The 6,881-nt window shown below is 40.1% G+C and carries 3 protein-coding genes; all 3 read right to left on the bottom strand.

The genetic code is table 11. The features are described from left to right. Positions 1-1,332: hypothetical protein (locus NE848_RS17205; RefSeq protein ID WP_252115851.1), on the bottom strand; the 1,332-nt coding region annotated here is incomplete at its 3' end. Positions 1,333-1,873: 541 nt separating this feature from the next. After that, the gene (locus tag NE848_RS17200; RefSeq protein ID WP_252115850.1) at positions 1,874-4,942 is read right to left on the bottom strand and encodes a T9SS type A sorting domain-containing protein; all 3,069 of its coding nucleotides are present in this window, start codon (positions 4,940-4,942) and stop codon (positions 1,874-1,876) included. A gap of 414 nt (positions 4,943-5,356) precedes the next feature. After that, a partial coding sequence (locus tag NE848_RS17195) for a T9SS type A sorting domain-containing protein (protein ID WP_252115849.1) occupies positions 5,357-6,881 on the bottom strand: 1,525 nt, incomplete at its 5' end.

Below are 6,881 nucleotides of genomic sequence, written 5' to 3'. Positions count from 1 at the left end.
GCCTCCATCGCCGCTTGTACTCCAGGTGGAACTAGTAGCTCCTCCTCCTATACTTCCTGCCAATTGAACCGTTTCATTTCCGGTTACTATACAGATATTCTGCTCATCACCTGCTTCAGCCGTTGGAGCAGCATAAATTATAACGGTGGCTTCAGCATCCTCAGCCTTACATTCTCCAAGGCCATCAATCGCATCTCCATAAACAATTAAAGTATAATTATATGTTCCGGCAGATTCATCCACTGTATAAGTGGGGTCTGTAGAAATAACTGTGTTAAGATCATTCGAATTAAACCATTCATATCTAAAATCAGTTTGGCCTGGCTTAATTAATCCCCCGGTAATATCCGGAACAAGTTCAACTGTTTCTCCCTCACAAATTGATTCATCTTCTAAATCTACTACCGGTGTGACATCAAATGAGTCCCCAACAAAGTCTTTAAGTGATGCATCGACAGAAGTGGAAGTTCTAGTGTTTACCATAAAGGATGAAAAGCAAAAATCAGATTGTAATGGTATTGTACCATCCAATGCCAGTCCACGTAAATCAATATATCCTTCAAAGAAAGTTAAGGGAGGCATATCTGTATCGCCGTTTACTCCCTTGGTATAGTATGTCCATGGAACTTCCTCAACTTCGGAATTCACTACTGCTGTAATTAACGTAGAAGTTGTATTTGCAGAAATAAGTGTCTGTAAATTTCCACTCGAATTAGGAACATCTCCACTACCGTCTCCTAACCACTGGTAAGCCGCTATATTGTCAACTTTTCCACCATTACTAAAAGCAGCTACGATAAACAGATCCCCAACAACATGTTCTCCGGTAAAGGAAGTTCCATTCACTCCAACTTTATCCTGAAAGAACCAGAAGCCTATATTGGCATCACCATTGGCTGCATACAAGTTACCGAAGAAATAAAGAACCCCATCGTAAAGGAAAGCTCCTGCCTGTTGGATATCTGTTTTGTCATTAGGACCATTATTTGAATTCATCCACTGACTTATAAACTGATCATCTTTTGATCCCTCTGTAAATACCTTATCCACTAAATTAGGTTCCGGATCGTCAGGATTATTAATATCGTCGAAAATAATACCTGAAGTTATGGCATCCCCTGGTATGTTACCATCCCAAACATCTTCCCAATCCCATACAGAATCATCGGTAAGAACGTTCTCATCAACAAAATCTATTAACACCCAAGGATTTTGCGCTAAAGAAATGCTTGATGACAACAAGATCGTTAAAACAACAACAGCTTTAAGCCTTAACGATTTCCAATCAAAAACTTCAATTTGTTTTGATCTTAATTGTGTAATCTCTTTCATAATTATAAATTTTAAAAGGTTAGCACCAGTAGCATAGCTAAGCTTGGGGAAGCAGATTGGGCAGCCATTTGTAAAAAGGGCGTAGTATTATTAAATCTATTATGATAAAAGTGTAGGGCGAATAACCTGTACCAGAATTGTGGCCAGGGAAATACCTAAAAAGGTAAACCATCGTCCGGGGGGGAGTAAAATCTTTGATTTGGGGGGTTAATATGTAGTAACCTTATATGCCGTTACTAATGAATAACAAATTGCCATTAAATCAAGAGCCATAAAAAGCACTCTTAATTCAAGATAAAGCAGTTTGGGGGGCTATAAAACAAAAATGAGAGGGTAGTAAGGTAATTTTTGTAATAGCGTTTAAAGATAAAATAATTTCTATGTAAGAATGAAACTATTACCCGTAATAATCTAAGCAACAAAGCCTTAACAACAAAAAACAGGGGTTATCCCCCATAAATTTCAAATATATTCTTCTGAAAAAACGTGAAATAAAAAAGCAGGCCCAAAAGGCCTGCTCTCTGTTCATTTTTTGATTAGATTATTCAGAGGAGATTATAGTTTTCGAGAAACTCTCCCTGTCTGTATTTACTTTGATAATATATGTCTGACCAGAACTTACTAATGAACCAACGTTAAATTCACTAATATCTCCTGAGGTTACACCTAAGAACTTAAAGTTCTGTAGTAGCTGACCACTAAAGTTGAAGAATTGTATGTTTACATCTGAAACATAATCAAAATGGTATTGAACACTTAGTTGATCAACGAATGGCACTGGCGAGACACTAAATCCAGCTGCAGCAACAAGACTGGCAGCAGCTTCAGCAGGACATTCATCTGAAGGTGCTGTTGTAGCAAAAGTTCCATCAAGCGGACATCCAGCCTGATTCAATCCGTCCAGGTACATACCAAAAGCACCGGCTTCATCATTAGTAAAGGCATCATTAACATCAGCAATTAAAGCCTCTACATTGGAATAGGCAAAACCGACTTCAGAACTACAGGTATTTAACAATGCAGCGACAGACTGTCTGGCCAGATTATAAATACCTCCACCCTCTAAATTAAGTGCTTCTAGAAGTGTAAGATCTGCCAGTTTGGAAGGTGCCGCCTCAAAAACATCACCGTATAAATCACAAGTGAGGTATTCATCACACCATCTGTCAGTATGATTTTTCCAGTAACCTAAAGTACAGCCTTCGTCAAAAACACATTCTGGTTCTAGCAGTGTAATTTCTGCACCGCCTGAAGAACAAAGATCTGCGCTTCGAGCAATCACTACATAGGTTCCCGGATCCAGATTCTCAAATCCGTTGGCTGGATAAGCTACAAATACCGGATCACTAATATCAGATTTTAATTTAACTGAATAAGTCTGTCCCTCAATATGATTAGTTACTATGATTGTTCCCTGAAAGGTATCACAATCAGGCTGAATGGCATCCAGAGTTGGAGTAATTGGGGTATCCAGCAATGTTGGAGTTGTAAATTCCTCATCAACTGTACATCCATTTGGATCTTTAGCTGTTAGAACATAGGTGGTTTCAGGAGCCAGGCCTGGATAACCTCCATCCGGATAACTCGAGAAAGTACCTTCTTCTCCTTTGATTACCAACCTGAACTCCCAGCCGGTTTTATCCTGCGGAGAGGTTACGATCATGGAAGCCGAATCTGCAAAACAATCCAGTTGAGGCTGCTCAATAGATATAGTTGGATTTTCATAGATAGTAATATCCACAGTATCGGTATCGCTACAACCATTGGCATCGGTTACTGTCAGTGTTAATGTATATGGAGTCTCTGAGGCAGGCGCTCCACTAAATACAGGATCCTCGGCTGAAGCATCATCAAGGAAGGTCGCAGGACTCCAGCTAAAATCATAGGGACCTGTACCTCCGCTGGCAGAACCATCCAGATTAATCGAATAGGTGTCGCCATCAAAACATGCGGAATCGTCAGCACCCGCATCAGCGGTCGGATTCTCATTGATGGTTATATCTACAGTATCGGTATGGCTACAACCATTGGCATCGGTTACTGTCAGTGTTAACGTATATGGAGTCTCTGAGGCAGGCGCTCCACTGAATACAGGATCCTCGGCTGAAGCATCATCAAGGAAGGTCGCAGGACTCCAGCTAAAATCATAGGGACCTGTACCTCCGCTGGCAGAACCATTCAGATTAATCGAATAGGTCTCGCCATCAAAACATGCGGAATCATCGGTACCGGCATCAGCAGTCGGATTCTCATAAATTATAGCTGCTTCTGATGCAAAATCCTTACATCCCAGTGCAGTTTCTATCAAAACAGTAATTACATCACCATCATTTAACCCGTCATCCTCATATATATTCACTCCAGATTTTGCCTGAAGAATAGTTTCACCAGGATCTATTTCTCCATCCTCATCGGTATCTATAAAGAAGGTATACTGTTCACCAGAGCCAGTTGGAGTAGCAGTAAATGTTGCTGTATTACCATCACAAACACCACTTGTAGTTAAATCTGCAACAGGATTTAAATTAAGCTCTAATTGAACCGGTCCGCCAGGGAAATCTTTTAATTCTGACTGGCCTGAAGACCCCGATGTTCTGGTTCGTACAAAAAGAGTACTAATACTAAAACACGGATCTGAATTAAAAAGTTTTGATAAGTTAGCTGCCCCTTCAGCCCATTGATTGACTGCATATTGATAGTTACCATTTGGCAAAGCAGATTGATTATATAAAGGATAGGGAACTTCAATGGCCTGAGAATTGTTGGAACTGTATAAAACCTTCTCTCCTGTGGGATCGGCAATCAATACTACATATGCATAACCATCTGAAGTCTGTTCCCATCTTCTTACTACTACATTGGCGGCTCCTCCACCTACTGTAAATTCAAGAGTAATAAGTATGTCTCCTACAGTTCTTCCGCCATCCAAGCCACCTGTGGTAAACCCACCACTTGTAGTCCCTGTACGGATCAGGGTTTCCTGAAGAAGTTCAAAATCTATATAACTACTACCATTAGTGACCTCACGATCAGCTGCAAACAGGATCCATAGATCATTAGGATCCCCAGGGGTCCCGTCGAGATCGGTAATTAAGGGGTTACCAAAAGAGAAATGCACCATCGCATTTTGAATCTCATTTTTATTGGGTGATGAACCTGCTCCCCAGGTATAAGTAGCAGGATGATCATTTATTTTGTTACTACTGGTGAAAATGGTTGGATCGTTGTTTGTTATATCATCCCTAAAGAAAAAGGTATGGTCATAGGGCCAGCCACCCGGGATCTGCCCATCTTCATCAATGCTATTAACATTAATGTCCTCCGGAAAGATTCCTCCTGGAGCATCATTATAAATAAACCAGTCTCCGTAAGCTGAAAAGTCTACCGGGGAAACGGGTTGTCCTGCATATGCATCTCCATCTACGGCAAAGCCTTCTGGTGGGGTCTGCACGGGAGCGACGCCCCTGATATTTACCTGGGCATTTATCGCTGCGCCACACATTAGTAATATAAAAAGCAGCGATGTAGATAAATATTTTTTTAACGAGCGTATAGCCTTTAAACAATCTCCTGAACAACTTCGGGAAATTTTCAATGTAAAGTTTTCCATAATAATATTTTTTAAAGATTAACACCAATAGCAAGCATTAACCTTCATGCAGACTGGGCGATCAATTTGTAAAGACAGAAAAATGAATCTATAATTATGAAAAAGGGGGTGAATAAAAATTCTACGGAAAATTTTACATACTTCAAACCGCAGATATCAAATCAAAGAAGAGAAGGTTCAATTAGTAAGATGGAGCAATTTTAAAAGGATATCTGAATTTTGAAGTTTAATTCAGCAAACCCAGATCGTCACACTGGAGGTGATAATCAGTGACGCAAACATGAGCATTACAAAAATACGAAATCCCCTTCTCATACAGGAGTAAAACCGTGTTTTTTAATGCTTTGAAGTGTTAATTTTCCAATCAATAAAGGGCCGCAAATGCAGCCCTTTATTTTTTAGTTATTTTGTTAATTATTTAGCAGAAATGATCTTCTTCGTAAAGACCTCACGGTCGGTGATCATTCTAACAATATATATCTGACTGGCCCTTGGTGCAAAGTCGATATCCAGAGTGGAGATCGTATTGGCATCTACGGCCTTTTCAGTATAAGATCGTACCAGCTGACCATTAAGATTAAATATCTGGATGGTCACATCTGATTTATAATCGAACTTGTAACCAATGTTCAGATTTTCCCTGAATGGCACAGGGTAAGCAGTGAACTGAGGTTCAATAGGCTCAATCAATTCCAGTGAACTATCTTCTACAGTTAAACTTCCTTTAGAAAGATCTTCGCTTGTTTTAGCTAATGCTAAAGTAGTCGAAGCAGCTTCTGCATTACAATCAATGGCATCTATATAACCAAAACTACCTAAGACATTACTATATGCTCCACCATTCACACTCTTTATCATTCCAAATTTATAGGTATCACCTTCAAGGTTTGCACCGCCGTCGAAACCTATAATTGTTTTGGTATCATATTTTACAGAAATCACGTAGGTTGTATTGGCTTTAGCTTTAAATTCTATACGAACATCTCCTGCAGGAACACCTCCATCTGGACCTAAAGTCACAGTAATGTTTTTCAAACTAATACAATTAGGTGCAGTTTCTACCCTAACATTTGCTTCATTTTGAGGAAGGAATGGAGCTAACAAACTATTATCAGTTCTTGATTGCACAACATCTATTACAACATTGTCATTATTTGCAAAACCATCAACCTGGCCAAAATAGAAGAATACACCAGGCGTTGTATTCGACACATAGTTGTTCGAATCAAAGGTTAGACATACTTCTTCCAGGATTGGGTCTCCCGTTAAATAAGTCTCACAATCGGTTTGCGTTGGGTAAAGATGATTACAATCGGGTTCTAACAGAGTGATTTCTGCAGCTCCTGAAGAACATAGGTCGGCACTACGTGCAACCACCACATAAGTTCCAGGATCAAGGTTCTCAAATCCGTTGGTCGGATAACTAACGAAATTAGGAGTAGTGCTAGGATCAGTTTTCAGTTTAACCCAATAGGTCTGTCCGGCAACGTGATTGGTCACCCTGATAGTTCCCTGGAAGGTATCACAATCAGGCTGATCGGCTTCCAAAGTAGGATCTATTGGCGTATCCAGGACTTTTCCGGTTGTAAACTCCTCGTCCACGGTACATCCATTTGGATCTTTGGCAGTTAGGACATAGGTGGTTAGAGAAGCTAATCCTGGATAACCTCCGTCAGGATAACTGGAGAATGTACCGGATTGCCCTTTAATGACCAATCTGAACTCCCAACCGGTTTTATCAACTGGAGAAGTTACGATCATTGAAGGAGCATCTGAAAAACAATCAAGTAATGGTTGCTGGATACTTATAGTTGGATTGTCATAAACCTCTGCCGCGGTTACCGCTGTATCACTACAGTTTGCATCCGTATTATTATAGGTGACTACAACCCCTATTTTAGTGCCATCTGAATGAGCTCCGGTATAAGTATCTGAAGCA

Source organism: Gramella jeungdoensis (assembly GCF_023805255.1).
Lineage (GTDB): Bacteria > Bacteroidota > Bacteroidia > Flavobacteriales > Flavobacteriaceae > Christiangramia > Christiangramia jeungdoensis.
The sequence above is the reverse complement of the archived record's forward strand: the minus strand, read 5'-3'. Positions and strand labels throughout refer to the sequence as shown.